The organism is Micromonospora sp. NPDC048170 (genome assembly GCF_040652795.1).
Taxonomy (GTDB): Bacteria; Actinomycetota; Actinomycetes; order Mycobacteriales; family Micromonosporaceae; genus Micromonospora.
In genome coordinates this window covers 293,561-319,492 of sequence record NZ_JBEZMR010000004.1, presented here as the reverse complement: position 1 = coordinate 319,492, position 25,932 = coordinate 293,561, and the positions used below count along the sequence as shown (strand labels likewise).

The following is a 25,932-nucleotide window of genomic DNA, read 5'->3' as shown; positions in this document are numbered from 1 at the left end:
TGCAAGATCGGCGCTCGTCCTTGGCGGTGAGCCGTGCTGCCAGGAAGGGACGGGAGGGCGGGGAGAGCGGGCAGGGACGGGAGGGCGAGGAGGGCGGGAGTGGGGGTCAGGTGCCGTCGCCGGCGGAGCCGCCGATGCCGGCTCCGCCGGCGGTGCCGCCCAGTCCGAAGCCCGGCGGAACGGGTTCGTCGGGTGGACGGCTGACGTGGGCCGACTCGGAGATGGTCGCGGACCAGTCGGCGTGTGCGGCAGCCGCGGCGTGCCGGTTGATCGCCGCGCGCAGCCAGGCGTCCACGGTCGCGACCCAGTCCCGCTGGTCGGCGCCCACGTGCCAGACCCGGAACCGGCTGATGCTCTGGTGGGTGATCCCGGCCAGGGCCAGCCGCCGGTCCATCCAGAGGATCACCTCCAGGCCGGCCGGGTCGACGATGAAGATCAGCTCCAGTTCGGTGATCGGCCCGGCGTAGAGCGGCGCCACCCAGTAGCCCAACCGCTGGTGCAGCGGCAGGGTCTGCGCCACGCCGGGCAGCCGCCCGTCGACCAGGCCGGCCTGACGCATGCTGAAGCCGAGCGTGTCGAGGGCCGCCAGGACGTGCGCCTGGGTGGGCAGCGGATGCACGAAGACCGGCACCATCGCGCCCTGGTCGAGCCGGGGCTCGACCGCCACCTCCGTACGCAGCCCCATCCGCAGGCTGAGCAGGGGCACCCCGCCGAACACGGTCACCGGGGTCTCCCACGGCAGCGGGAACTCGAACGGGATCGAGCGGCCCCGCCCGGCCCGCAGTACGAAGCCGTCGGCCACCGTCGCCTCGTGGAACTGCACCAGGCGACGAGGCGCCTCCGGGTCGTCCGGCTCGGCCGTGGTGACCAGGCCGAGCCGGACGTGCAGGACGGGTACGTCGGTGGAGCCGGCGATGACGGTGACCCGCCCCGGCAGCCGCAGCCCCGGGCGGGTGCTCGGGTTGGCCAGGGCCGTCCGCACCGACAGGCCGGTCCAGCCGGACTCGGGTGACACCCCCGTCAACCGCACGGCACACCCCCGTCCGCTTCCGCGTCAGGCCCCCTCAGCCGCCCGCCGACCGCCGCGCCGTCCATGCTCGCCGCCCTGGCCGCCGAGCCGGGTCCACGCTGGTCTCCGGCCCCCGCGGCCACGGATCTCGCCCCTGCGGGACCGACCACCCCGACGGTCGCGCACCTCCCGGGTGACCGCCCCCGACGGATGCGTCAATGGTCGCGGACCTCGCGGGTGGCCGCCCCGGACGGGTACGTCAATGGTCGCGCAGCTCGCGGGTGGCCGCCCGGACTTCGGCGAAGAGCGGCCACCCCTCGGCCTCGTCTCACCTCATGCGTCGCCCACGCGGCACCGGATCGGTCTCGTCGTCGAACTCGCCGATGACCTCCTCCAACAGGTCCTCCAGCGCGACGAACCCGATCGGCCGGGTCGGCCCGCCGCCGTTGCGCACCAGCGCGAGCTGGGACTGCCGGGCCCGCATCTCCGCCACCGCCTCGGTCACCGAGACCGACGCCGGCAGGGTGAAGGCGCTGGTCATCAGGTCACCGGCGGTGACCGCACGACCCGTGGTGGTGGCCCGGACCGCCTCCCGGACGTGGACCAGGCCGCAGACGTCGCCGTTGGCGTCCAGCACGGCCAGCCGTGACCGGCCGCTGTCGCGGCTGACCTGCTCGATCCGGTCGGCGCCCTCGTCGCGGCGCACCGTCACCATCTGGTGGAACGGCTCCATCACCTGGGCCACCGTGGTGCCCTGCAACTCCAGCATGCTGGTCAGCATCTGGTGCTGCTCCGCGCCGAGCAGCCCGTGCTCGCGGGACTGTTCCAGCAGCATGCGCAGCTCGTCCGGGCCGTGCACCTGGGCGAGCTGATCCTGCGGATTGACCTTCACCAGCCGTAGCATCGCGTTGGCCAGCGAGTTCATCACCGACAGCACCGGCCGGGCGACCCGCGCGAAGGCACGGAACGGCAGGGCCAGCAGCACCGCCGAGCGCTCCGGGTCGGTGATCGCCCAGGACTTCGGCGCCATCTCCCCGACCACCAGGTGCAGGAAGGTGACGACGCTGAGCGCGAAGACCAGCGCGATCGCGTGGCTCGCGGCGGTGGGCAGCCCGACCGCGTGCAGCAGCGGGCTGAGCAGGTGCTCGATCGCCGGTTCGGCGAGCGCGCCGAGCCCCAGGGTGCACAGGGTGATGCCGAGCTGCGCGCCGGCGAGCATCAGGGACAGCTCCCGTACGCCCTCCAGCGCGGCCCGGGCCGCCCGGCCGCCACCGGCGGCGGCGTGCTCCAGGCGGTAGCGCTTGCTGGCCACCAGGGCGAACTCGGCGGCCACGAAGAAGCCGTTCAACGCCAGCAGGATCACCGACGTGAAGAGCGCGATGCCGGGGCTCATGCGGACACCTCCCCCGGCGCGGCGATCCGCAGCCGGACGGAGTCGGCCACGTGCCGGTCGACGGCCAGCACCTCGACCAGGGCGCGCGGCCCGACCGCGCTCTCCTCGCCTTCGGCCGGCAGGCTGATCTCCAGCTGGTCACCGACCTCGGGGACCCGCCCCAGCTCCCGCATGACCAGTCCGGAGAGCGTGTCGTACTCCGGGGCCTCGGGCAGCGCGATGCCGGTGCTGTCGGCGACCTCGTCGATGCGCCAGCGGGCCGGCACCACCCAGGAGCCGTCCTCCTGCCGGGCCGGGGCCCGTTCCGGCGGGTCGTCCTCGTCCCGGATCGGGCCGACGAGTTCCTCGGCGATGTCCTCCAGCGTGATCACGCCGGCGAAACCGCCGTACTCGTCGACCACGCAGGCCAACTGGCGGTGGCCGGAGCGCAGCCGGTCCAGCACCGTCGGCAGCGGCAGCGTCTCCGGCACCAGGAGCGGAGGCCCGGCGACCGCGCTGACCGGGGTGGTCGCGCGCTGCTCCGGGGGTACGCCGAGCACGTCGGCGATACCGACGACGCCGACCAGGTCGTCGACGCCCTCGGTGCCGCGCACCGGGAAGCGGGACTTGCCGGTGTCCAGCAGCTCGACGACCCGGCTCACCGGCTCGTGCGCGCGTACGGTGTGCACGTCGACGCGGGGCACCATGACCTCGCCGGCGGTCAGCTGGCGGAAGTCGAGCCCCCGGTCGAGCAGCGTGGACATCTCGGCGGTCAGGTGCCCCTCCTGGCGGGACTCGGCGATGATCTGCTCCAGGTCCTCCGGGGTGGCACCGCTGGGCAGTTCCTCGATCGGCTCGATGCCGACGCGGCGGAGCAGCCGGACCGCGGCCTTGTCGAAGAGCTTGATCAGCGGGCCGGCGACCTTGAGGTAGATCAGGGTGGAACGACTCAGGGCCTTCGCGAGGGGCTCAGGCCGGGCGATGGCGAGGTTCTTCGGAGCGAGCTCGCCGAGGACCATCTGCACCAACGTGGCGATGAGCAGGGCCAGGACGAGCGAGAGTGGCAGGCTGACCGCCGTGGAGATGCCGGCCACCCCGAGCAGTTCGGCCAGCCCGGCGCCGAGGAACGGCTCGGCGACGTAGCCGACGAGCAGGGCGGTGACGGTGATGCCGAGTTGCGCGCCGGACAGCATGAACGACAGCCGTCCGGTCACCTCCAACGCCCGGGCGGCTGCCTTGTCGCCGTCGTCGGCGAGCTGCTTGAGGCGCCCCCGGTCCACGGCGACGTAGCCGAACTCCTGGGCCACGAAGTATCCGGTGGCGGCGGTGAGCACGATGATGAGGAGAAGACCAACGACGATCAACACGGGTCGCTCAGGGCTCCCGGGGACGTCGGGGTCGGGATACGCCGGGCAGAACCCGGCTTGCTACTGCTGCCCTCCTGGGCAGAAGAGTCGATCATGCGGCCCATTTTATCGGGCGCGGCTGGATGTCCGCTGAAGGTGCGCCGAAGCCCCCCCGGACGTCCGGGTTCGCCGGGATCGGCGGGGCCTGCCCGGTGCGGCGGTCAGCGGTCGGCGAGTTCGTCGGCGTCGAGCAGGGCCGGGTCGACGCGGCCGGTGCGGTAGGCGGCCCGGCCGATCATCTGTGCCGCCACGGGGGCGGTGGCCAGTTGGAAGATCCCGATCAGCGCCACCATGCCCAGGTCTGCCGGGGTACGCAGCCGCAACGCCAGGCCGAGCAGCAGAAGCAGCACCCCGAGCACCTGCGGCTTGGTCGCGGCGTGCATCCGGTCCAGGGTCCCCGGGAAGCGCAGCACCCCGATCCCGGCGGCGAGGCTCAGCAGGGCGCCGACCACCAGGCAGCCGCCGCCCAGCCAGTCGGCCAGCGTGCCCCACATCAGGCCTCCCCGTCCTCGCGGACGGCGAAGCGGACCAGCGACACCGAGCCGACGAAGCCGAGCATGGACAGCGCCACCAGCACCGGCAGCGTGGTGGCGTGGCGGTTCACCGCGGCCTCCGCGCCGACCGCGCCCACCATGGTGGCGAGCAGCATGTCGGCGGCGACCACCCGGTCGATCAGCGACGGCCCCCGGTAGAGCCGGATCAGGGCCAGCAGCCCGGTCACCGAGAACAGGGTGGTGAGGGTGACGGCGAGGAACGTGGTCACGGGTCAGGGTCCCCTCTCGACGGGATCGACGCTCACCTGGCGGACCTCGGCGGCGGAGCCGACCGCGCGGACGATCCGCCGCTCGACGGCGAAGATCCGTTGCCGGCTGCCGATCAGGTCCTGCGCACCGTGGGTGTCGAACACGTGCACGTAGAGGACGCCGGCGGCCCGGTCCACCTCGACGATCAGCGTGCCCGGCACCAGCGAGATCGCTTCGGCGGTGAGCGCCAGGTTCAGGTCGGTGCGTACCCGGAGGCGGACCGCGATGATCGCCCCCCGGGGCCGGTAGCCGGGCTGCACCGCGACCCGGGCGACGTGCGCGCTGGCGCTGACCAGCTCGCCGACGAAGCGCGCCGCGAAGACCAGCAGCGGCCCGGGGCGCAGCCGGCCGCCGAAGCTGACCGGCGGCAGCGGGAAGAACAGCAGCACGGCCCCGGCCACCAGCATCCCGCCCACGAGGTTTCCCCAGGAGAAGTCGCCCCAGAGCAGGCTCCAGACCAGCACCAGCCAGCCGAACGCGATCAGCCGGTCGCGCCGCCGCCCCCGCCCGCGCGCCGGCGCCCCGGAGCCCGGGGTCACGGGGCACCGACCGGCAGCACGGAACGGATGTACGGGGTGCGTTCGCGCAGGTCGCTCGCCGCGTCGGCGGTGACGTCGAACAGCGGCCCGGCGACGACGGTCAGCGCCAGCCCGAGGCCGACCAGCGCGATCGTCGCGCCGACCATCAGGGCGGGCAGGCGGACGACCGGCTGGGGGGTGTCCAGTTGGGGGGCCCGCCAGAACGCGATGTTCCACACCCGCGAGGCCACGTAGAGGGTGAGCAGGCTCGTCACCGTTCCCGCCGCGACCAGCACGCCGGGCAGCGGCTCACCGGTCGCGACGCCGGCCTGGAGCAGGCCGAGCTTGCCGAGGAAGCCGGAGAAGGGTGGTATCCCGGCGAGGTTCATGGCCGGGACGAAGAAGAGGACGCCGAGCAGCGGGGCTGCCCGGGCCAGCCCGCCGATGCGGCGCAGGTCGGTGCTGCCGGCCCGGTCCTCGACCAGCCCGGCGACCAGGAACAGCGTGGTCTGGATGGTGATGTGGTGCACCACGTAGAAGATCGCGCCGGAGAGCCCCGCGACGGTGCTCAGCCCCACTCCGAAGATCATGTAGCCGATGTGGCTGACCAGGGTGAACGAGAAGAGCCGCTTCATGTCCGACTGGGACACCGCGCCGAGGATGCCGACCACCATGGTCAGCCCGGCCACCACCATCAGCAGCCCGGAGAGCTGGCCGCCGGGGAAGAGCAGCGTCTCGGTACGGATGATCGCGTACACGCCGACCTTGGTGAGCAGGCCGGCGAAGACCGCCGTGACGGGGGCCGGCGCCGTCGGGTAGCTGTCCGGCAGCCAGGCCGAGAGCGGGAAGACCGCCGCCTTGATCCCGAACGCGAGCAGCAGCATCAGCTGGAGCGTCAGCCGTACGCCGTCGGGCAGCGCGTCCAGCCGGTGCGCCAACTGGGCCATGTTCACGGTGCCGGTGGCCGCGTACACCAGGCCCACCGAGGCCAGGAAGATCATCGAGGAGAGGATGCTGACCACGACGTACGTCGAGCCGGTGCGGATCCGGGTCTCGGTGCCACCGAGGGTGATCAGCACGAAGCTCGCGGCCAGCAGGATCTCGAAGCCGACGAAGAGGTTGAACAGGTCGCCGGCGAGGAACGCGTTGGTCACGCCGGCGGTCAGCACCAGGTAGGTGGGGTGGTAGATGGTCACCGGGACGGTCTCGCCGAAGTCCCCCTGCCCCTGGCCGACGGAGTAGAGCAGCACGCAGAGGGTCACCGCCGAGGAGACCACCAGCATCAGCGCGGCGAGCTGGTCGGCGACCAGCACGATGCCCACGGGGGCGGGCCACCCGCCGACCTGCACCACCACCGGCCCGTGCCGGTACGCCTGCACCAGCAGCACCGCCGCCACCGCCATCGTGACGGTCAGGCAGGTCACGCTGACGACCCGTTGCAGCATCGGCCACCGGGCCAGCAGCAGGGTCAGCGCCGCACCGAGCAGCGGCACCACCACGGGCAGCGGCACGAGTTGGCTCATCGCGCGTACCCGGTCATCCGGGGCCGTCCCCGCGTCGGAGCCGGCGCGGCGGCTCGGGGTCGACCTGCTCGGGGTCGGCGTCCGGGCCCTCGCCGCCGAGGTCGGCGGCGGCCAGTTCGTTACGCTCGGCCGCCTGCCTGACCTGCCGGTCCTCGATGTCGTCGGGGACCTCGTCGTCGCCGGTGAGGTACCAGCTGCGGTAGCTCACCGCCAGCAGGAACGCGGTCAGCCCGAAGGTGATCACGATCGCGGTGAGGATCATGGCCTGCGGCAGCGCGTCGCTCAACGTGCCGGCGGGCGCCGTGCCGACCACCGGGGCGGCTCCCGCGCGCCCGCCCACCAGGATGAGCACGTTGACCCCGTTGCCGAGCAGGATGATGCCGAGCAGGATCCGGCTCAGGCTGCGCTCCAGCAGGAGGGTGACACCGCAGCCGACCAGCACCCCGGCGGCGACGACCAGCACGAGGGTGGGTCCCGCGACGCCCGTCCTCACGCCCGGTCCCCCCGCCGGTCGACCCGCAACCCGCCGCCGGACTCGCCGGCCGCCTCGATGTGCCGGTCCACCTCGGCGCCGAGGCTGCGCAGGATGTCCAGCACCAGCCCGACCACGACCAGGTAGACGCCGACGTCGAAGAAGAGGGACGTGACCAGGTAGAACTCGCCGATCAGCGGTAGCCACAGGTCGATCCGGGCGCTTTCGAGCAGCGTTCCGCCCGCGAGCAGGGCGACGGCCCCGGTGCCGATCGAGACGAACAGGCCGGCGCCGAGCACCGTGCCGGCGCCGACGGGGGCGGCCTCGGCCAGTTCGTATCGGCCGCCGGCCAGGTAACGCACGACCAGCGCCAGGCTCGCCACCAGGCCGCCGGCGAAGCCGCCGCCCGGCGCGTTGTGGCCGGAGAAGAGCAGGAACAGGGAGAAGACCACCACCGTGTGGAAGACCAGCCGGGTCACGACCTCCAGCACGATCGAGCGCTGCCGCTCGTGCAGGGTCGCCCCGCCGCGCAGCCAGACCCGGTGCCCCGGCCGCTGCACCCGGCTCAGCGGCTGCGGGCGGCGGGGGCGGGGGCCGGTCCGGGACTGCTGGAAGACCAGGCTGGCCACCCCGGTCGCGGCCACCACCAGCACCGACAGCTCGCCCATCGTGTCCCAGGCCCGGATGTCGACCAGGGTCACGTTGACCACGTTGCGGCCGTACCCGTGGGTGACGGCCAGGTCCGGGAACGCGTCGGAGATGGTGGGTGCCTGTCTGGCCGACGCGGCGGTCAGGGCCAGCCCGCCGACGACCACGCCGACGACCAGCCCGATCGTGCGGCGTATCCAGCGTCTGTGTTTCGGGCGGGCCGAGAACCGCTCCGGCAGCCGGCGCAGCACCAGCACGAACACCGCGATGGTGGCGGTCTCGACGAGGAACTGGGTCAACGCCAGGTCCGGCGCGCCGTGGACCACGAAGAGCATCGCCGTGCCGTACCCGGTCATGCCCACCAGCAGCATCGCCGTCAGCCGCCGGCGGGCGCCCACCGCGAGCACCGCCGCGACGGTGACCACCGCCACCACCACGACCTGCAACGGGCTGTCCCAGAGGGCGATCCGGTCCCGCCACGGACGGGTGGCCAGCATCGCCCCGCCGGGCACCACGGTGAGCACGAGCAGGATGACGCCGAGGTACTGCGGCAGCGAACCCCGCTGGGTGGCGCCGGTGACCCCCATGGCCAGCCGGTCGAAGCGGCGGGTGAGCCACTCGTACCCCTCGTTGCCGCCGACCGGGACGTGCAGCCGGGCCAGCATCGGGGCGAGCGGGCCGCGCAGCGCGTGCAGCACCGCGCCGCCCGCCACCGCGAGCGCGGAGAGGCCGAACGCGGGGCTGAGGCCGTGCCACAGCGCCAGGTCCTTGCCGACGACGCCGAACAGTTCGGCGTACGGGCGGAGCAGTCCGTCGAGGATCCCGGCGGCCGGGCCGGCGACCAGCCCGACCGCGGCCAGCAGGGCCGGCGGGACGAGCATCGACGTGGGGACCCGCCCGAGGACGGTCGGCTCCACGCCCGGCCGGGTGGCGAACGCGCCCCAGACGAACCGGGCACTGTAGGCGACGGTGAGCATGGTGCCGGCCACCAGCACGGCGAGGACGGCGGGCCGGTCGGTGAAGGCGGCCAGCACGGCCTCCTTGGCGACGAACCCGACCAGCGGCGGCAGGCCGGCCATCGAGGCGGCGGCGAGCACCGTCACGGTGACGAGCAGCGGCGCACGTCGCCCCAGCCCGGACAGCTCCTGCAGGTCGCGGGTGCCGACGCCGTGGTCGATGATGCCGACGACGAGGAAGAGCGGCGCCTTGAACAGGGCGTGGGCCAGCAGCATCGCCACGCCGGCCAGCGCCGTGTCCGGGGTGCCCGCCCCGATCACCACCGCGATCAGGCCGAGCTGGCTGACCGTGCCGTACGCCAGCAGCAGCTTCAGGTCGGTCTGCCGCAGCGCCGCCCAGCCCCCGGTCAGCATGGTGGCCAGGCCGGCGACCACGACGACGGGCCGCCACGGGCCGACGCTCGCCAGCACCGGGGCGAGCAGCCCGATCAGGTAGACGCCCGCCTTCACCATCGCGGCGGCGTGCAGGTACGCGCTCACCGGCGTGGGCGCCGCCATCGCCACCGGCAGCCAGGAGCTGAACGGCAGCACCGCCGACTTGGCCAGCGCCCCGGCGAGGATCAGCACGACCGCCGTGACCAGGTACGCCCCGCCCGGCAGCGGGCCGGCGGTGATCTCCGACCAGCGGTAGCTGCCGGCGTGCCCGCCGAGCATGATGAACCCCACCAGCATGGCCAACCCGCCGAGCGTGGTCACCATCAGCGCCTGCGCCGCCGCCCACCGGCTGGAGCGCCGCTCGGTGCTGTGCCCGATCAGCAGGTACGAGAAGATCGTGGTCAGTTCCCAGCAGACGTAGAGCAGCAGCAGGTCGTCGGCGAGGACCAGGCCGAGCATCGCCCCCGCGAAGGCCACCAGCACGGCCGCGAACCGGGCCACCCCCGTCGACTCCGGGCCGAAGTAGCGGGCGCTGTAGACCAGGATCAGCGCGCCGACCCCGCCGACGAGCAGGGTCATCAGCCAGGACAGCGTCGTCAGCCGCAGGGCCAGGTCGATCCCGAGCTCCCGGATCCACGGGTACGTCTCGACCACCGCGCCGCCGTCGCGGACGGCGGACGTGCGGGCCAGCGCCCACCCGAACGCGGCTGCCGGCGCCAGGGCGAGCGGATAACAGGCGCGCGGACCCCACCACCGGACGAGCAGCGGCGCGACGAGGGCCGCCACGAAGTGGAGGATCAGCAGTACGAGCACCCGCGCTCCTGGTCGAGGTGGCTGCGGCGCACGCCGGGGGTGGGACGGCACGGCACCTAGGAGCGATCACACGCCAGTTCGTCGCCTGGCGGGCCGTTTTGCGCGAATTCGTCCCTGCTTGGCGGTTGATCGGCCTGCCGGTCGGACGCTGATACCGGTCGGCCGCTGACACGTGACCAGCAGCCGCGCCCGTTGGCGCTCACACCCCGGTACGTCCATCCCCAACAGAGGCCATGAGGGAGCGGTGGACGGGAGTGGACCGCTGCCGGTCAGCCGACGGTGAGGTCGGCGTTGGGGGTGACGGGCTCGCGGGTCGGGCACTCGCGACGGGGCTCCACCAACAGGTCGGGACGGCCGAGCTGGACCGCGACCTTGTTGACCATCCGCTCGACGGCGGCGAGGGAGCGCACCGGCAACAGCCGCCCCCGGATCTCCCGGCGCAACACGAAGTAGTGCACGGCGGCGCGGACCTGCCCCCGGTCGGCCGCGCTGGCCTGCGTGGTGGAGACGACCAGTTCCCGCAGCACGGCGGCGAGCCGCTCGGCCAGTTCCAGTTCCGGCCCGGACAGGCCGGTGCGGACGGCGGCGAGGTGACTGTCGACCTTGCGGATGAGCACGTCGATGCCGGGCTCGAAGCTCCGCTGCTCGACGGTCATCCGATCCCCTCCACCCCAGGCCGACGCTCCGAGTGAAGTTACTTTATGTTGTGGGGCACAAGCAAGCAGTTAAGTAAGACTTAACGTGTTCAAGGCCGCAAACATCGCGTATCAGCCGGAGCGGGGCGCGCCATCCCCGGCAAGAGCCTGGATGTCGCACCTCCGGGGCAGGATGGACGGCGTGACGGATGCGATGGCGGATTTCGGCGCGGCCACCCGGGAGTGGTTCGGCGCCGCCTTCGCCGCGCCCACCGCCGCCCAGGCCGGCGCCTGGAGCTCCGTCGCCGCCGGGCACAACGCGCTGGTGGTGGCGCCCACCGGCTCGGGCAAGACGCTGGCCGCGTTCCTCTGGTCGCTCGACCGACTGGCCCGCGAGCCCGCCCCGGCCGACCCCCGGCACCGGTGCCGGGTGCTCTACGTCAGCCCGCTCAAGGCGCTCGCGGTCGACGTCGAGCGCAACCTGCGCACCCCCCTCACCGGCATCCGACAGGCCGCCACCCGGCTCGGCGTCGCCCCACCGGAGATCACCGTGGGGATGCGCACCGGCGACACCCCCGCCGACGAGCGGCGGGCCTTCGCCCGCACCCCGCCGGACATCCTCATCACCACACCCGAGTCGCTGTTCCTGCTGCTCACCTCCGCCGCCCGCGACTCCCTGCGCGGCGTCGAGACGGTGATCGTCGACGAGGTGCACGCGGTCGCCGGCACCAAACGCGGGGCCCACCTCGCGCTCTCCCTGGAACGCCTCGACGAGCTGCTACCCGCCCCGGCGCAACGGATCGGCCTCTCCGCCACCGTCCGGCCGGTCGACAACTGTGCCCGCTTCCTCGGCGGTGCCCGCCCCGTCGACGTGGTCGCGCCCCCCACCGCCAAGACGATCGAGGTCAGCGTCCAGGTCCCCGTGGAGGACATGACCCGCCTCGACGAGCACGAGTCGCCGGAGGACGACCTCGGCGGTCTCGGCCCACGCCGGGCATCCATCTGGCCGGCGGTGGAGGAACGCGTCTTCTCCCTGGTCAGGTCGCACCGCTCGACCATCGTCTTCACCAACTCACGGCGTTCAGCCGAGCGCCTCTGCGCCCGGCTGAACGAGCTGGCCGCCGGTGAGTTGGAGTCCGCGTCCGCGTCCGGCGCGCGCGGTGGGGACGAGCTGGAGCCGGCGTCCGCCGGCGGCAGCCCGCGGCCCGGCGCCGACGGGTGGGGTGGCCCGGCCGGGCCGTCGCGGCAGCCCGCCGAGGTGATGGCGCAGGCCGGCGCGGTGGCCGGCGCGGCCCCGGTGATCGCCCGCGCCCACCACGGCAGCGTCTCCCGCGAGGAGCGCAAACACATCGAGGAGGCGCTCAAGTCCGGCCAGCTGCCCGCCGTGGTGGCCACCTCCAGCCTGGAGCTGGGCATCGACATGGGCGCCGTCGACCTGGTGGTGCAGATCGAGGCGCCGCCGAGCGTGGCCGCCGGGCTGCAACGCGTGGGCCGGGCCGGGCACCAGGTCGGGGCGGTCTCCCGCGGGGTGGTCTTCCCCAAGCACCGGGGCGACCTGCTCTCGTGCACCGTGGTGGCCGAGCGGATGGCCGACGGCGCCATCGAGGAGCTGCACCACCCGCGCAACCCGCTCGACGTGCTGGCCCAGCAGATCGTCGCCATGGTGGCGCTGGAGCCGTGGCGCGTCGGCGACCTGGCCGTGCTGGTACGCCGGGCGGCTCCCTTCGCCGAGCTGCCCGACTCGGCGCTGCACGCCGTGCTCGACATGCTCTCCGGCCGCTACCCGTCCACCGCGTTCGCCGAGCTGCGGCCCCGGCTGGTCTGGGACCGCGCCACCGACACGCTCACCGGCCGGCCCGGCGCGCAACGGCTCGCGGTGACCAGCGGCGGCACGATCCCCGACCGGGGCCTCTTCGGCGTGTTCCTGGCCGGGGCCGAGCGGGCCGCCCGGGTCGGCGAGCTGGACGAGGAGATGGTCTACGAGTCGCGGGTCGGCGACGTCTTCCTGCTCGGCTCGTCGTCCTGGCGGATCGAGGAGATCACCCCCGACCGGGTGCTGGTCTCCCCGGCGCCCGGGCAGGCGGCGAAGATGCCGTTCTGGAAGGGCGACCAGCTCGGCCGGCCCATCGAGCTGGGTCGGGCCATCGGCGCCCGGGTACGCGCCCTGCTGCGGCAGGACGACGAGACGGCGATCGCCGCGCTGCGGGCCGGCGGGCTCGACGACTGGGCCGCGGGCAACCTGATGGCATACCTGCGCGAGCAACGCGCCGCCACCCGGTCCCTGCCCGACGACCGCACGGTCGTGGTCGAACGGTTCCGCGACGAGCTCGGCGACTGGCGGCTGGCCGTGCACAGCGTGCTCGGTGCCCGGGTCAACGGACCGTGGGCGCTGGCCATCGGCCGCCGGCTGACCGAACGCTACGGGTTGGACGCCCAGGTGATGCCGTCCGACGACGGCATCGTGGTCCGCCTGCCGGACACGGCGGACGAGCCACCCGGCGCCGACGTGGTGGTCTTCGAGCCGGAGGAGATCGCCCAGCTCGTCGAGGAGTCGGTCGGCACGTCCGCGCTCTTCGCGTCCCGGTTCCGGGAGTGCGCCGCCCGGTCGCTGCTCCTGCCCCGGCGCGACCCGCGTCGCCGCCAGCCACTGTGGCAGCAGCGGCAACGCGCCGCCCAACTACTCGACGTCGCCCGCGAGTACGCCGACTTCCCGGTCACCCTGGAGGCCGCCCGGGAGTGCCTCCAGGACGTCTTCGACCAGCCTGCGCTGGCCGCGCTGATGCGCGACCTGGCTTCCCGCAAGGTGCGCCTGGTCGAGGTGGAGACCGCCCAGCCGTCGCCGTTCGCCCGGTCGCTGCTCTTCGGCTACGTCGGGGCCTTCCTCTACGAGGGCGACGCCCCGCTGGCCGAGCGCCGGGCCGCCGCGTTGGCGCTGGACTCGACCCTGCTCGGCGAGTTGCTCGGCCGGGTCGACCTGCGGGAGCTTCTCGACCCCGTGGTGCTGACCGAAACCGAGCGGCAGCTGCGCTGGCTGACCGAGCAGCGCCGCCCGCGCGACGCGGAGGACGTGGTCGAGCTGCTCCGCGTGCTCGGCGACCTCTCCGAGGCGGAGCTGACCGAGCGGGGGGCCGCTCCCGGGTGGCTGACCGAACTGGCGGCGGCCCGCCGGGTGCTGTGCGTGCGCGTCGCCGGCGAGGAGCGCTGGGTGGGCATCGAGGACGCGGCCCGGCTGCGCGACGCCCTCGGTGTGGCCCTGCCGGTCGGGGTGGCCGAGGCGTACCTCGCCCCGGTGGCCGATCCGCTCGGCGACCTGGTCGCCCGCTACGCGCGTACGCACGGGCCGTTCGCCGCCGCGACCTGCGCGGCCCGCTTCGGGCTGGGCGTCTTCGTGGTCGAGCAGACGCTACGCCGGCTCGCCGCCACCGGGCGGGTGGTGGCCGGCGAGTTCACCCCCGACACGGTCGGCAGCCAGTGGTGCGACGCGGAGGTGCTGCGGCTGCTGCGCCGCCGGTCCCTGGCCGCGCTACGCCGGGAGATCGAGCCGGTGCCGCCCCGCGCGCTGGCTGCGTTCCTGCCCCGGTGGCAGCAGATGGGCTCGTCCGGGCGGGGAGTGGAGGCGCTGGCCGCCGCCGTGGAGCAGTTGCAGGGGGCGGCGGTGCCGGCGTCGGCGTTGGAACGGCTGGTGCTGCCGGGCCGCGTCGCCGACTACTCCCCCGCCCAGCTCGACGAGCTCTGCGCCAGCGGCGAGGTGCTCTGGGCAGGCTCCGGGGCGATCTCCGGCGGGGACGGCTGGGTCACTCTCGCGTACGCGGACGTCGCGCCGCTGCTGCTTCCCCCGCCCGACGAGGCGCTCACCCGCACTCCACTGCACGACGCGGTGCTGGACGCGCTCGGCGACGGGCAGGCCCTGTTCTTCCGGTCGTTGTCCGACCGGGTCGGTTCGACCGACGACGCCGCGCTGACCGCCGTCGTCTGGGACCTGGTGTGGGCCGGTCACCTCACCAACGACACCCTGGCCCCGTTGCGCGCGACGCTCGGCGGTGGTGGGGCGCACCGGTCACGTCCCACCGCGCCCCGCACCCGCTACCGGCGTCCCGGGCGGGTCGCCCTGCCGACTCGGGGCGGTCCGCCGACCGTCGCCGGCCGCTGGTCCCGCCTGCCGGAACGCGACACCGATCCGACCCGCCGCGCCGCGGCCCTGGCCGACGTGCTGCTCGAACGGCACGGCGTGGTGACCCGGGGGGCGGTGCTGGCCGAGCAGGTCACCGGCGGCTTCGCCGCGGTCTACCCGGTGCTCGCCGCGCTGGAGGAACGCGGCGCGGCCCGGCGGGGCTACTTCGTCGAGGGCCTGGGCGCGGCGCAGTTCGCGGTGCCGGGCGCGGTGGACCGGATCCGGGCGCTGGCCGAGCCGACAGACGGCGGGCGGGGGCGCGGCGGACCCACCCTGGTGCTCGCCGCGACGGATCCGGCCAACCCGTACGGTGCGGCGCTGCCCTGGCCGGAGCGGGTGGTCGACTCAGGCGACGGGGCCGCCCCGGCGACCGGGCACCGGGCAGGGCGCAAGGCCGGAGCCGTGGTGGCGCTGGTCGCCGGTGACCTGGTGCTCTACGTCGAACGCGGCGGACGGACGATCCTCTCCTTCACCGACGACACCGACATGCTGGCGGCGGCCGGAAAGGCGCTCGCCGACGCGGTCCACTCCGGTGCGCTGGGCGCGATGTCGGTGGAGCGGGCCGACGGCGAGGCGGTGCGCTCCTCGCCGCTGCGCGACGCCCTCACCGCCGCCGGGTTCCGCGCCACGCCACGCGGCCTGCGCCTGCGCGGCTGACCCCGCACCTCAGCCCCGGCCAGCCACGCCTCAGCGGCCGGGATGGGTGGGCCGGGCCGGGCCCACGGTCAGCGCAGGCCGGTGAGGACCTTCTCGTACCTGGCGCGGTCGGCGGCGGGGGTCTTCGCCTCCAGGTAGTTGAGCACCACCGTGCCCCGCCGGAACGACTGGCCGCCCCACGTCTCGGCGATGTCGCCGGCGCTGGTCTCGTCGGGGAAGACGTACACGGTGACGGCGTCGGTCGCGAGCAGCTCGGAGCAGCCCAGGCCGAGCCCGTCCGGCCCGCAGTCGACCGACCTGTCCCGAGGGTTGGGCACCTTGAGCCCGGCGGCCTTGAACGCGTCCACCACCTGCCGCGCGCCGGGCGTCCCGGTCGGCCGGACGGGCAGCTTCACCGGCGGCGGGCTGGCGGGCCGACGCTCGGTCGTCCCACCGGCGCTCGGAGCGGCTGGGCCTGCCCCGGTCGGCGGGGCGGCCGGTGTCGTCGTTGCTCCGGGCGCGCCCGTCGGGTCCGACGAAGGCACGTCGACCGGGGCTGGGGCCGAGGCGGCCGGGGGCTCGGCGCGCGGCGGCTCCTCCGCGTCGTCGCCGCAGGCGGCGGTGAGGGCGGCAGCGATCACGAGCACCGCGACGGCGGGCAGACTCCGGTTGGTCACCCCGGCAGTCTGCCCAATCGGATCTCGTCCCGGCAGTGGCCGGTCGGTCAGTGCCGTTGTCCCATTTCCGCCAGCCTGCCCCGGTCGACCGGGCCGCACGGGACCGCACGGCACAGCGGGGACGGGCCGGCACGGCACTCCGGCACGATCGCCGGAAACGACAGAACGGCACTCCGGAACGGCCCCCGCCGCAGCGCCTCCGTCACCGTAGGCACTCCGGCACGTCCGGCGACGGTACGATCCCGAGCCTGTCGACGAGGGGAGCGGGGATGACCGGGTCGAACGGGGTGACGGTCCGGCCGGCGCGGGCCGGGGACCGCGCGACGGTCGACGCGTTGCACGAACGCGAGTGGGGTGGGCCGTACGTCGTCGCCCACGACACCCGCCACGACCTGCGTACGCTGCCGACGTTGGTGGCGGTCGACGGTGCCGGCGCGGTCGTCGGGGCGCTCGCCCACCGTGACGACGCCGACGGGCTGGAGGTGGTCAGCGTGGTGGCCGCGACGCCCGGCGGCTGCGTCGGCACGGCGCTGCTGGCCGCCGCCGCGGAGGTGGCCCGGGGCGGGGGCCGGGACCGGCTCTGGCTCGTCACCACGAACGACAACCTGCGGGCGCTGCGGTTCTACCAGCGGCGCGGGCTGCGGCTGGTGCGCGTGGACCAGGGCGCGGTGGACCGGGCCCGCCGGCTCAAGCCGAGCATCCCGACGGTCGGCGAGGACGGCATCCCGCTGCACGACGAGCTGGTCCTGGAGCTGTGCCTCGCCACCGACGACCGTGTCCCGGTCGGCCTTCCGGTCCACGGTCAGCCGGTCACCGCCGGCCCGGCCCGGGTTCCGTGGATCTCGTTGACCACCGACTACGGTCTCACCGACGGCTTCGTCGCCGCCTGCCACGGGGTCATCGCGCGGCTGGCGCCGGAGGCCCGGGTCGTCGACGTGACCCATCTCGTGCCGCCGGCCGACGTCCGCCGGGGCGCCGCGGTGCTCGCGCAGACCGTGCCGTACCTGCCGGAGGGGGTGCACGTGGCCGTCGTCGACCCGGGCGTCGGCACGACCCGCCGGGGCGTCGCGCTGGCCACACCGCGCGGGCTGCTGGTGGGGCCGGACAACGGCCTGCTGGTCGACGCCGCCGAGGCGTTGGGCGGGGTGACGGCGGCCGTCGAGCTGACCGATCAGGACTGGCTCGGGCCCGGGGCCTCCCACACGTTCCACGGCCGGGACGTCTTCGCGCCCGCTGCCGCGCGGCTGGCGCTCGGCGCACCGCTGACCGGGGTCGGGCCGGCGGTCGACCCGGGCTCCCTCGTCCGGCTGCCGGCGCCGGTGCTCCGGCCGGAGGCGGACGGCTTCACGGCCGAGGTGCTGACCGTCGACCACTTCGGCAACGTGCAGCTGGCCGCGCCGGGCGACCTGCTGGCACCGCTGCCGGCGCGGGTCCGGGTGCGGCCGGGCACCGGGTCCGAGCCCGGCCGGGAGGCCGTGCACGGGCGCACCTTCGGCGACGCCCCACCGGGCAGGCTGGTGGTGCACGCCGACTCGGCCGGCCGGGTCGCCGTGGCGGTCAACGGCGGCCGGGCGGTGGACATGCTGACGGTGACACCGGGCGACCTGCTGCGGATCGCGGCCGGCTGACCGCCGGGCCGGAGCCATCGGCCGGCCCGGCGGGCGTACCCGGTCAACGGTCAGCGGTCAGCAGAGCGGCACGGTTCCGCCGTAGAACGCCGAGACGTACGCGTGGCTGACGTACTGGCCGCCGGCCGGTCGAAGACGGCCGCGCCGGTGGCTTCGCGCCACTCGGTCCAGCCCGCCGTGCACCAGCCCCGCACCTGGGCCTCGGCGGTGGCACCGGCGGCCGGTCGGACGTCGACGGTGGCGCGGACCCGGGTCGTGGGCCGGGCCAGGGTGCGCGGCGCCGCAAGGAAGATCCCCTCGGCGACCGCGGGGCTCGGGGAGGGCGAGGGAGGATGGACGGGTGCCCGAAGGCGACACCGTCTGGAACACGGCCCGCGTGCTGCACCGCGCCCTGGCCGGCACCCGCCTGACCGGCAGCGACTTCCGGGTGCCGCAGCTCGCCGCGACCGACCTCACCGGCTGGACCGTGCGGGAGTCGGCCAGCCGGGGCAAGCACCTGCTGCTACGCCTCACCGCCCCGACAGACGACGCGCCTCCGACAGACGACGCGCCCCCGACAGACGGCACGGCCGGGACAGGCGACCCACGCCCGCCGGACCACGCGGCCCGGACCGGCGGCGGGGAGCGCTGGACGCTGCACTCGCACCTGCGGATGGACGGCGCCTGGCGGACGTACGGGCCGGGCGAACGCTGGACGGGCCTGCCGGCGCACCTGATCCGGGTCGTGCTGCACGGCGCCCGGGCGGTCGCCGTCGGCTACCACCTGCACGAGCTGGCGCTGGTGCCGACCGCCGAGGAGGGGTCGCTCGTCGGGCACCTCGGCCCCGACCTGCTCGGCGCGGACTGGGACCCGGCCGAGGCGCTACGTCGGCTGGCCGCCCACCCGGACGCCACCATCTCCGAGGCGCTGCTGGACCAACGCAACCTGGCCGGGGTCGGCAACCTCTACCGGTGCGAGGTGCTCTTCCTGCGCGGCGTCTCGCCGTGGGCGCCGGTGCGCGCGGTGCCGGACCTCGCCGGCACCGTGGCGCTGGCGCAGCGGCTGCTCGCGGCGAACCGGGGTCGCTGGACGCAGAGCACGACGGGGTCGCTGCGCCGGGGGCAGACCAGTTACGTGTACGGCCGGCGCGCCCAGCCGTGCCGGCGGTGTGGCACCGCCATCCGCAAGGAGGAGTCGGGCGAGCGGGTCACCTACTGGTGCCCGGTCTGCCAGCCGGAGCGCCCCGCCGGCTGACGACCGGCAGGAACGGTGTCGCCCGGGGCGCGGCGAGCAGGCACACCCGGCCGGCGTGTCGGGCGGGAAACTCCGTCGGTACGGCGACGAGTCGCATCCCCGCCACAGATACGGACGATTGGGTACTTCCTAACCCCACCGTCGAGGTCGCATGCTGCGGTTGACTCCTCACGCATCGTCAGCGAAGCGCGACCGGGTCCGCCACGACGCCGTGGCGGACGCCGCGCCCGGACACCGGGGAGAGCCATGGACCTGTTCCGCAGACTCCGGATCCCTTGGGCGGATCGGGCGACGGCCCGCGCCGAAGACAACGTCGCCGACGGGATCCCGGCGGCGTCCGTCCCGGCGGCCCGGCAGGCCCAGGAGCCGGTCGTCGCGCCGGCCAGCCTCGACCCGGCCGCCGTCCCGCGCTATTTCGGTTCGGTGCCGAACCACGCCCGCAGTCCGCTGCCCGTCGTCGACGCCGACGGGTCCGTGCTACCCGGCACCGGCATCCGCAAGTTCGTTGACGCGCTCCCCCGCCCCGGCACGCTCGGCCGCACCGAGCTGGGCGGGCACCTGCCGCTGGCGGTGCCGGACACCACCAGCTACCCGGGCTGCGACTACTACGAGATCGGCCTGGAGCAGTACGCGCAGCGGCTGCACCGGGACCTGCCGGCGACCCGGCTGCGCGGCTACCGGCAGCTCAACCTCGGCACGGACGCCCACGGGCACAACACCGTCGCGCCGGCGGGGCGTCCCTGGCATCTCGGCCCGCTCATCCTGGCCCGGCGGGGCCGGCCGGTCCGGGTCAAGTTCATCAACCAGCTGCCCACCGGCCGGGCCGGCGAGCTCTTCCTGCCCGTCGACCCGACCGTCGACGGCGCCGGGGCCGGCCCCCTGGACGGCCCGGCGCCCTACCCGCAGAACCGGGCCGTGCTGCGGCTGGCGGGCGCGCACACCGGCTGGATCAGCGCCGGCAACCCCTGGCAGTGGGTGACCCCGGCCGGCGAGATCACCCCGTACCCGACGGGACCCGGTCTGGTCCACGTCCCCGACATGCCCCCGCCCGGGGCGGGCGCCACCACGCTCTACTACCCGAACGAGCAGAGCGGACGGCTGTGCTGGTTCCACGACAACACCGTCGGCCTGGCCCGGCTCACCGTCTACTCCGGGCAGCTCGCGCTCTACCTGCTCACCGACCCCGCCGAGGAGCGGCTCGTCGCCGACGAGGTGCTTCCCGCCGACCAACTGCCCCTGGTGATCGAGGACAAGACCTTCGTGCCGGAGGACACCCAGCTCGCCGGGGAGGACCCGACGTGGGACCGGGACCGCTGGGGATCCCGGGGCAGCCTCTGGCACCCGCACGTCTACCAGCCCCGGCAGAACCCGTACCGGGCCGACGGGACGAACCCGACCGGCCGGTGGGACTACGGCCCGTGGTCGCGTACGGCCGACGACGGCGGGCAGCGGGAGCACGGCGGGACGCGCCACCGCGCGGGACCGGTGGCGAACCCGCACCACGATCCCGTCGCCGAACCCGACGAGCCGCCGTTCGCGCCCGGCGTCCCGCATCCCTCGGCGGTGCCCGACGCGTTCGGCGACACCATGCTGGTCAACGGGGTCGCCTACCCGTACCTGGAGGTCGAGCCGAGGACGTACCGGTTCCGGATCCTCAACGCCTGCCTGGACCGCGGCCTGAACCTACAGCTCTACCGGGCCCGCTCCGACGGCCCGATGTGGGACCCGGACGGCGGGCTGGCCGACGCCGACGCCGGCGAGGTGCCGATGGTGGAGGCGGTCCGCGCGCCGGACCGGCCGGCCTGCTGGCCGACGGACGGGCGGGACGGCGGGGTCCCGGACCCGCGCGCCGCCGGCCCGGAACTCATCCAGATCGGCAACGAGTGCGGCCTGCTCCCCGCCCCGGTGGTGCTGCCGAACCAGCCGGTGGGCTACCGGTACGACCGCCGCGATCCGACCGTGCTCAACGTCGACGCGCACGCGCTGCTGCTCGCCCCCGGGGAGGCAGCCGACGTGCTGGTGGACTTCTCCACCGTCCCGCCCGGCGGCACGCTCATCCTCTACAACGACTGCCCGGCCCCGCTGCCCGGCTTCGACCCGCGCGCCGACCAGCACACCGGCGCCCCGGACCGCACCGCCGAGGGTGGCGCACCGCCGACCCGCCCCGGGTACGGGCCGAACACCCGCACCCTGCTCCAGTTCCGGGTCGCCGGCACCCCGGCCCCGCCGTACGACCTGGCCCGGCTGTGCGAGCGCCTGCCCGACGCGTACGCGGCCAGCCAGCGCCCGCCGATCGTGCCGCAGCCGGCGTACGACACGGCGTTCGGCACCCGGACGGCGCGCGACACGGTGGTCCCGGCGCACGCCGGCTCGGTCAGCTTCGTCCCGGCCGGCGGGGCCGCCCCGGTGCTCCTGCCGCTCGAGGTGAAGGCGGTGCAGCAGGTCTTCGAACCGGAGCACGGCCGGCTCGTCGGCCGGCTCGGGGTCGGACACCCGCACGCCGGGCCGCTCTCCCCCACCGTCCTGCCGCTCGGGCCGACCGACCCGGCCACCGAGGTGCTGCACGTCAGCGACCCGGCCGTCGGGGTGGGCGGGCCCGGCGACGGCACCCAGCTCTGGCGGATCCGCGGCAACAGCCGACAGACCCAGCCGGTCCGGTTCACCGGCTGCGACGTGCAACTGGTGAACCGGGTCGGCTGGGACGGCGCCACCCGGGCACCGCACCCGGCGGAGCGGGGCTGGAAGCAGGTCGTCCGGGTCAACCCGCGCGAGGACGTGATCGTCGCGCTGCGGCCGGTCGCGCCGCCGCTTCCGTTCAAGGTCGGCGACAGCGTACGGCTGCTCGACCCGGTCCGGCCGGCCGGTGTGCGGACCGGCTCGACCCCGGTCAGCCCGGTGGACGGCCGGCCCGCGGTGGTGGTGAACCAGCTCGTCAACCTGGGTTGGGAGTACCACTGGCACAGCCAGCTCGGCGGCCACCGGGACCAGGGCATGGGCCGGCCGCTGGTGCTGCGGGTGTCGCCCCGGGCACCGACCGGGCTGACCGCGACCCCGGTCCCCGGCTCGGCCACCGCGCTGCCGGCGATCGCGCTGGCCTGGACGGGCAACGGCAGTCGCCCACCGGCCACCAGCCACCTGCTCCAGCGGGCCACCGACGCCACCTTCACGCAAGGGCTGACGGCGATCACCGTGGCGGCCACGGCGACCCGCTACACCGACGCCACCGTCACCCCCGGGGTGACCTACCACTACCGGATCCGGGCGGAGAACGCGGTGAGCTGCTCCACGTGGTCCAACAGCGTGCCGGCCTCGGTGTGGCTCGCCGCACCGACCGGGCTGACCGCGGCGATCCCGCCGGCCGCGCCGCTGCGGATCGCGCTGCGCTGGGCCAACCGCTCCTTCGCGACCGGAATCGACGTGCAGCGGGCCACCAACCCGACGTTCAGCAGCGGACCGGGCACCACCGCGATCGGGGTGGACGACAACCATCTCGACGCCGCGGTCGCACCGGACACCACGTACTACTACCGGGTGCGGACGACCTATCTCGGCGCCGCGTCGGCCTGGTCGACGGTGGCCCGCGCGACCACCCCGCCGGCGCCGGGCCCGCCCACCGGCGTGACCGCCACCGCCACGGCACCCGGGCCGGACACGGCGACGGTGATCCTGGGCTGGGCGGCGAGCACCCCGGCCGCGCCGGGCGCCGGGTTCATCGTGCAGCGGGCGCTGGACCCGACGTTCAGCCGGGAGGTGGCGACCTTCACCGTCACCGGCCGGGGCTTCACCAACTCCGGGCTGGCACGCGGCGTCACCTACCACTACCGGATCCGGTCGTTCAACGTCGTCGGCAGCTCCCCGTTCACCGGCCCGGTGCCGGTGAGCACGCCGCCCTGATCAGGGCGTACGCAGCGGTGCGCCGACGCCGCGCAGCTCGGTCAGCGCCGAGGCGACCCCGTGCAGCCGGTCGGTCGCCTCGGTGAGTCGGGAGGCCGCCGGGTGCTCGGCGTCGGGGTGGGCGTCCCCGGCGACGTAGCCGGCGGCGGCCACGACCAGCCGCTCGTAGGCGGCGACGCCCTGCTCCAGCTGCCCGGTCAACGCCCGGTGCGCCTCGGCCAGCGCCGGACGGGCATCGGCCGGGGCGAGCCGCAGCGTGCGGTCGACGCCGGCCACCCGGCCGGCGAGGTCCCGCAGCGACCGGTCGGCTTCGGCGGCCTCCAGCACGGCCGGCTCGGCCAGCCCGGTCAGCCGGCCGGACATGCCGGCGAGGGTGAGGGCGGCCCGGTCCAGCCGGGCCCACGGCTCGGCGGCGCTGGTGCCGCGCAGCGCCACCCGGGAGCGCACCCGGCGGACCTCGGCCAGCACGCCGGGGCCGACGGGGAGCCGCTCCACGGCGGCGACCAGCCTGGCGCGGGACCGCGCGGCGGCCTCGGCCGGGTCGAGCGCCGGCGGGGCCGGCCGGGCGGCCAGCGCCCGCAGGTCGACCCAGCGCCAGGCGGCGAGCGCCAGCGCGCTGCCCGCGCCGGCGGCCCAGGCGGCGTCGGGCAGCCCCAGCCCGGCGTACGGGGTCAGCACGGCGGCGGCACCGCCCAGGCCACCGGCCATGACGCTCCAGCGGCGGGCGGACCGCCGCAACCGGCTCAGGCGCCGGAAGTACCGCGTGCGCTCGTCTGCCACCTCTGCCTCCTCGAACCGGCCGCTCAGCCAGCGGCGGTGGTGTCCCCGGTGCCGCGTTCCCGGCCCATGCTGGCCCGGATCTCGTCCAGCCGGGCGGCGGCCGCCGGGTCGGCGGCCGGCGCGGCGGGCTGGGTGTGCTCCACGGCCGGTCGTTCCTGCTTGCCGCCGAGCTGCTCGCCGGCCATGCTCGACCGGATCTGCTCCAGGCGGGAGGAGCCGGCCGAGTCGAGAGTCGCCTTCTGGATCTCCAGCATGCGGCCCTCGACGGAGTTGCCGGCCAGCTCGGCGCGGCCCATCGCCGTGGCGTACCGCTGCTCGATCCGGTCGCGCACCTCGTCGAGCGAGGGAGTGTTGGCGGGGGCGGTCAGGGAGGACATCGACTCCAGCGAGCGGGCCACGCTCTCCTGCATCTTGGCCTGCTCCAGCTGGCTGAGCAGCTTGGTGCGCTCGGCGAGCTTCTGCTGGAGGATCATCGAGTTGTTCTCGACCGCCCGGCGGGCCTGGGCGGCGGCGCCGAGCGCCTGGTCGTGCAGGGTCTTCAGGTCCTCCGTGGCCTGCTCGGCCGAGACCAGCTGGGTGGCCAGGGTCTGCGCGGTCTGCTCGTAGCGGCCGGCCTCGGCCTCGTCGCCCCGGGCGCGGGCCTGGTCGGCGAGGACCAGTGCCTGGCGGGCGTTGGCCTGCAACCGCTCGACCTCGGACATCTGACGGGACAGCTTCATCTCCAGCTGCCGCTGGTTGCCGATCACGGCGGCGGCCTGCTGGACCAACGCCTGGTGCTGGCGCTGGGCCTCCTCGATGGCCTGCTGGATCTGCACCTTCGGATCGGCGTGCTCGTCGATCCTGGCGCCGAAGAGCGCCATCAGGTACTTCCACCCCTTGACGAACGGGTTCGCCATCTTTGCGTTGTCCCCTCAGTAACGTCGCTCCGCCTCGACCGCGGCGGGTGCTCCCGGCCGGCTCCGGCGCGGCAGTGGCTCCATCGTCCCAGCCGGACGCCACGGGGGCGCCCGGACCGGCGAGCGAAGCGGGCGCCGACGCCGTCCGCGATCAAGCGTACGCGGCGCGGTCGAGCCCGACCATGCGACAGGAAGGGGTGGATCAGGCGGCGCAGACCACGTCGCGCTCGCTGCCCCGGACCCGAGAGCTGCGCAGGGTGGCCTTGAGCGGGGAGTCCTGACGGACCTGGACGGCGACCGTGCCGTCCGAGCTGACCTGATGGACTCCGCGGCCGGTGCTTCTGCGTACGGCGACGGCGGCGGGCGCGGCGGGCTCGTCCTGTACCGGCACCAGCACGCCGGGCATCTGCTCGGCGAGGGCGACGGTGTCGCTGACCTCGCGCAGCAGCTCGGACAGCCGCGCCCCGAGGGCGTCGCAGATCGCCGCCAGCAGCTCGCTGGACGGCTCCTTGTGGCCGCGCTCGATCTCGGACAGGTAGCCGAGGCTGACGTTGGCGGCGGAGGAGACCTCGCGCAGGGTGCGGTGCTGACCCTGCCGGCGCGCCCGTAGTGCGTCACCGATCACGCGGCGTAGCAGGACCACTCGCACCTCCCCCTGAGGGAAACCTCATCCACCCGGCTGCCCGGCACGTCGTGCCGGACGTGTCGCCGGAGCCTTCCCGCAACCGTACCCGTTGCCGGCCCCCACGACATCCCACCCTGCCCGTCGGATCGCCGGAGAAAACGGTCACCGCCGCCCCGCGCCGGCCCGCCCGCCGTCGGTCTCGGCCGCGTCGGTCTCGTAGATCCGTTCGGCGAGCAGCCGCAGTGCCTCGATGACCGTGACGGAGCGGATGTGGTCGCGACCGCCGGCCAGGTCGAGCTGCCGGACGTGGGCGCCGGACGGCCCGGCCACCCCGATGTAGACCAGTCCGACCGGCTTGCCGTCCTGCGGTTCCGGGCCGGCCACCCCGGTCGTGGCCAGTCCCCAGTCGGCTCCGCAGCGCCGCCGGCCGCCCTCCGCGAGGGCCACCGCCACGTCCGGGTCGACCGGCCCGCGGTCGGCCAGCAGATCCTCCGGTACGCCGGCGAGCCGCGACTTGAGATCGGTGGCGTAGGTCACCAGGCCACCCCGGAAGATCCCGCTCACCCCGGCGATCTCCACGATCGAGGCGGCCAGCAGGCCGCCCGTGAGCGACTCGACGGTGGCCAGGGTCTCGTGCCGCTCCGAGAGGGCGTGCACCACGCCGGCCGCCGGGCTCCCCGCCGGCCGCGTTCCGTCCGCGTCGCTGTCCATGTCCCGGATTCCTTCCCCGCCTCGTCGGCCCTACTCATCCTCCCCGACCGGCGGGGGCGCGGGCGGGCACCCCGGATGAGCTCCGGCGAA

General features: G+C 74.9%; 19 protein-coding genes and 1 pseudogene. 5 read left to right on the top strand and 15 right to left on the bottom strand.

Annotated features, from left to right (window positions below; all coding sequences use genetic code 11):
• Positions 1-106 precede the first annotated feature (106 nt).
• From AB0D32_RS09995 to AB0D32_RS09950, 10 genes are all read right to left on the bottom strand, one after another.
• Positions 107-1,030, bottom strand: coding sequence for a sporulation protein (locus AB0D32_RS09995; RefSeq protein ID WP_357087162.1), 924 nt, complete (start codon positions 1,028-1,030; stop codon positions 107-109).
• Between the two features lie 307 nt (positions 1,031-1,337).
• Complete coding sequence (locus AB0D32_RS09990; RefSeq protein ID WP_357087160.1) at positions 1,338-2,402, bottom strand: hemolysin family protein; 1,065 nt, start codon at positions 2,400-2,402, stop codon at positions 1,338-1,340.
• Positions 2,399-3,748, bottom strand: a complete 1,350-nt coding sequence (locus tag AB0D32_RS09985; RefSeq protein WP_357087157.1) for a hemolysin family protein — start codon at positions 3,746-3,748, stop codon at positions 2,399-2,401. Before AB0D32_RS09985 ends, AB0D32_RS09990 begins: the two co-directional genes overlap by 4 nt.
• 200 nt (positions 3,749-3,948) lie before the next feature.
• On the bottom strand, positions 3,949-4,281 hold the full coding sequence (gene mnhG / locus AB0D32_RS09980; protein ID WP_357087154.1) for a monovalent cation/H(+) antiporter subunit G: 333 nt from the start codon (positions 4,279-4,281) through the stop codon (positions 3,949-3,951).
• Complete coding sequence (locus AB0D32_RS09975; RefSeq protein ID WP_357087152.1) at positions 4,281-4,550, bottom strand: monovalent cation/H+ antiporter complex subunit F; 270 nt, start codon at positions 4,548-4,550, stop codon at positions 4,281-4,283. The genes mnhG and AB0D32_RS09975 overlap by 1 nt, the downstream gene beginning before the upstream one ends.
• A gap of 3 nt (positions 4,551-4,553) precedes the next feature.
• On the bottom strand, positions 4,554-5,129 hold the full coding sequence (locus AB0D32_RS09970; RefSeq protein ID WP_357087149.1) for a Na+/H+ antiporter subunit E: 576 nt from the start codon (positions 5,127-5,129) through the stop codon (positions 4,554-4,556).
• Entirely contained in the window at positions 5,126-6,631 is a 1,506-nt protein-coding gene (locus AB0D32_RS09965) for a Na+/H+ antiporter subunit D (RefSeq protein WP_357087146.1), read from the bottom strand. Before AB0D32_RS09965 ends, AB0D32_RS09970 begins: the two co-directional genes overlap by 4 nt.
• A gap of 13 nt (positions 6,632-6,644) precedes the next feature.
• Complete coding sequence (locus tag AB0D32_RS09960) at positions 6,645-7,124, bottom strand: Na(+)/H(+) antiporter subunit C (protein ID WP_357087144.1); 480 nt, start codon at positions 7,122-7,124, stop codon at positions 6,645-6,647.
• The gene (locus tag AB0D32_RS09955; RefSeq protein ID WP_357087141.1) at positions 7,121-9,955 is read right to left on the bottom strand and encodes a Na+/H+ antiporter subunit A; all 2,835 of its coding nucleotides are present in this window, start codon (positions 9,953-9,955) and stop codon (positions 7,121-7,123) included. Before AB0D32_RS09955 ends, AB0D32_RS09960 begins: the two co-directional genes overlap by 4 nt.
• A gap of 269 nt (positions 9,956-10,224) precedes the next feature.
• Entirely contained in the window at positions 10,225-10,611 is a 387-nt protein-coding gene (locus AB0D32_RS09950; protein ID WP_357087138.1) for a hypothetical protein, read from the bottom strand.
• A gap of 193 nt (positions 10,612-10,804) precedes the next feature.
• Here AB0D32_RS09950 and AB0D32_RS09945 point away from each other — a divergent pair, with 193 nt between their 5' ends.
• Positions 10,805-15,418 (top strand): ATP-dependent helicase, encoded by a 4,614-nt coding sequence (locus AB0D32_RS09945; RefSeq protein ID WP_357087450.1) that lies wholly within the window; start codon positions 10,805-10,807, stop codon positions 15,416-15,418.
• Between the two features lie 68 nt (positions 15,419-15,486).
• Here AB0D32_RS09945 and AB0D32_RS09940 read toward each other — a convergent pair whose 3' ends face one another.
• Positions 15,487-16,074, bottom strand: a complete 588-nt coding sequence (locus AB0D32_RS09940) for a hypothetical protein (protein ID WP_357087135.1) — start codon at positions 16,072-16,074, stop codon at positions 15,487-15,489.
• A gap of 269 nt (positions 16,075-16,343) precedes the next feature.
• Here AB0D32_RS09940 and AB0D32_RS09935 point away from each other — a divergent pair.
• From AB0D32_RS09935 to AB0D32_RS09920, 4 genes and pseudogenes are all read left to right on the top strand, one after another.
• A pseudogene (locus AB0D32_RS09935) lies at positions 16,344-16,700 on the top strand (GNAT family N-acetyltransferase); the annotation flags it as partial.
• A gap of 213 nt (positions 16,701-16,913) precedes the next feature.
• A complete protein-coding gene (locus AB0D32_RS09930; RefSeq protein ID WP_357087447.1) occupies positions 16,914-17,702 on the top strand; it encodes an SAM-dependent chlorinase/fluorinase in 789 nt (262 codons plus the stop codon).
• A 340-nt stretch (positions 17,703-18,042) separates the two neighbouring features.
• On the top strand, positions 18,043-18,936 hold the full coding sequence (locus AB0D32_RS09925; RefSeq protein ID WP_357087132.1) for a zinc finger domain-containing protein: 894 nt from the start codon (positions 18,043-18,045) through the stop codon (positions 18,934-18,936).
• A 246-nt stretch (positions 18,937-19,182) separates the two neighbouring features.
• Complete coding sequence (locus AB0D32_RS09920; RefSeq protein ID WP_357087130.1) at positions 19,183-22,830, top strand: hypothetical protein; 3,648 nt, start codon at positions 19,183-19,185, stop codon at positions 22,828-22,830.
• Here the strand turns inward: AB0D32_RS09920 and AB0D32_RS09915 are convergent, their stop codons facing one another.
• The 4 genes from AB0D32_RS09915 to AB0D32_RS09900 form a co-directional block, all read right to left on the bottom strand.
• The gene (locus tag AB0D32_RS09915) at positions 22,831-23,610 is read right to left on the bottom strand and encodes a hypothetical protein (RefSeq protein WP_357087128.1); all 780 of its coding nucleotides are present in this window, start codon (positions 23,608-23,610) and stop codon (positions 22,831-22,833) included. It abuts the gene before it with no gap.
• A gap of 23 nt (positions 23,611-23,633) precedes the next feature.
• Positions 23,634-24,506 carry a PspA/IM30 family protein gene (locus tag AB0D32_RS09910; RefSeq protein ID WP_357087125.1) on the bottom strand — a complete coding sequence of 291 codons (873 nt, stop codon included), beginning with the start codon at positions 24,504-24,506 and terminating at the stop codon, positions 23,634-23,636.
• Between the two features lie 202 nt (positions 24,507-24,708).
• Positions 24,709-25,149 (bottom strand): helix-turn-helix transcriptional regulator, encoded by a 441-nt coding sequence (locus AB0D32_RS09905; RefSeq protein WP_357087122.1) that lies wholly within the window; start codon positions 25,147-25,149, stop codon positions 24,709-24,711.
• A 144-nt stretch (positions 25,150-25,293) separates the two neighbouring features.
• On the bottom strand, positions 25,294-25,842 hold the full coding sequence (locus AB0D32_RS09900; protein WP_357087119.1) for a CinA family protein: 549 nt from the start codon (positions 25,840-25,842) through the stop codon (positions 25,294-25,296).
• Positions 25,843-25,932: the final 90 nt, after the last annotated feature.

What these genes read in the sequence shown, in the direction of transcription:
- AB0D32_RS09945 (WP_357087450.1), top strand. Translation starts at nt 10,805, where the DNA reads ATGGCGGATTTCGGCGCGGCCACCCGGGAGTGGTTCGGCGCCGCCTTC.
- AB0D32_RS09950 (WP_357087138.1), bottom strand. Translation starts at nt 10,611, where the DNA reads ATGACCGTCGAGCAGCGGAGCTTCGAGCCCGGCATCGACGTGCTCATC.
- AB0D32_RS09920 (WP_357087130.1), top strand. Translation starts at nt 19,183, where the DNA reads ATGGACCTGTTCCGCAGACTCCGGATCCCTTGGGCGGATCGGGCGACG.
- mnhG (WP_357087154.1), bottom strand. Translation starts at nt 4,281, where the DNA reads ATGTGGGGCACGCTGGCCGACTGGCTGGGCGGCGGCTGCCTGGTGGTC.
- AB0D32_RS09990 (WP_357087160.1), bottom strand. Translation starts at nt 2,402, where the DNA reads ATGAGCCCCGGCATCGCGCTCTTCACGTCGGTGATCCTGCTGGCGTTG.
- AB0D32_RS09900 (WP_357087119.1), bottom strand. Translation starts at nt 25,842, where the DNA reads ATGGACAGCGACGCGGACGGAACGCGGCCGGCGGGGAGCCCGGCGGCC.
- AB0D32_RS09910 (WP_357087125.1), bottom strand. Translation starts at nt 24,506, where the DNA reads ATGGCGAACCCGTTCGTCAAGGGGTGGAAGTACCTGATGGCGCTCTTC.
- AB0D32_RS09965 (WP_357087146.1), bottom strand. Translation starts at nt 6,631, where the DNA reads ATGAGCCAACTCGTGCCGCTGCCCGTGGTGGTGCCGCTGCTCGGTGCG.